This is a genomic window from Corynebacterium sp. 22-2729 (assembly GCF_053479475.1).
This window is the reverse complement of record NZ_JBRBCA010000023.1, coordinates 1-1,254: the sequence shown is the minus strand read 5'-3', so window position 1 is coordinate 1,254 and position 1,254 is coordinate 1. Positions and strand designations below refer to the sequence as shown.

1 protein-coding gene is annotated in these 1,254 nt (G+C 56.5%); it reads right to left on the bottom strand.

Annotated features, from left to right (window positions below):
• Positions 1-22: 22 nt before the first annotated feature.
• A protein-coding gene (locus ACUY2T_RS10260; RefSeq protein ID WP_448308493.1) for an IS3 family transposase occupies positions 23-1,254 on the bottom strand; the annotation gives its coding sequence in 2 pieces (ribosomal slippage) (positions 23-966 and positions 966-1,254; 1,233 coding nt annotated over the 2 pieces). This gene is flagged as partial in the annotation.

The window sequence follows — 1,254 nt, the reverse complement described above, 5'->3', positions numbered from 1 at the left end:
TGAAGTGTCCCGGGTTTTGTTCCTAGGCTTGTGCCTTGATTTCCATTATTTCTCGACTGGGGTGGTGTTCCCAAAATTCGGTTTCGACTTCAGCCGGCGTGCGGTAGCCCAGGCTCTGGTGGAGCCTTGACTCGTTCCACCAATTCACCCACTCGAACGTCGCGATTTCCACGTCGACGACATCGGCCCACGTTCGCCTATGAATCAGCTCATTCTTGTAGGAGCCGTTGACGTTCTCAGCCAAAGCATTGTCATAGGAGTCGCCCACCGTCCCAGTGGACGCTGCGATACCGTGCTCAGCCAAGCGCTCGTTGTAGACGATGCTCACATATTGTGAGCCGTGGTCTGAATGGTGAATCAAGCCCGTTGTTTCCTTAGCGCACACGATTGCCTGGTTCAACGCCTGCAGCGGCAAGGCTTCGGTGCGCATCGAATCGGACAGCGCCCATCCGACGATCCTCCGGGAGAATACATCGGTCACGAACGCGGTGTACACAAAGCCTTTTCGGGTGCGCACGTAGGTAATGTCCGCCACCCACAGCCGATTAGGGCCAGGGGCCTTAAACTCACGTTTTACCAAGTCAGGGCGATGATCCGGACCCTTGGGTTTGCGCGTTGTGATTGGTGCCCCACCTTTGCCCTTGCCGGACAGTCCAGCACTGCGCATCAGCCGGGCTGTTTGCTCGCGTCCAATGTCAATGCCCTGGCGGCGCAGCACGCGCCACATTTTGCGAATCCCGTAGACACCGTAGTTTTGTTTATGAACTTCGGTAATGCGCTCTACTAGGGCAGCGTCGCGAAAAGCGCGGGAGCTTAAGCCCCGGGCCTTGGATTGGCGGTATCCACGCGAGCTAAGAAAACCGCCTTCGCGATGCGTGTTTAACGTCTGGCAGATGAACTCGACTGAGAAACGATTCCGATGCTCATCGATGAATCGGATCATTTCCGACGTTTTGGGTCGAGTTCGGATGCGAAAAAAGCTGAGGCGGCTTTCAACAACTCATTGGTGTCCCGCAGCTCTTGATTCTCTCGACGCAACCGTGCGTTTTCTGCAGCAAGGTCCTCGGGCATTGATTCCACAACACGTCCTTCGCGACGAGCGGCCTGCGTCCATTGCCTCGCCGTGTGCCACGAGACGCCCAGCTTTGGGGCTACTGCCTGGCACGCGGCTTGCATCGACATATTTTCCGCCAAGATGCGGTCTTCCACGAGACGGACCACACGGTCCTTGGCATCCTGGTCAAATTTTCTTGG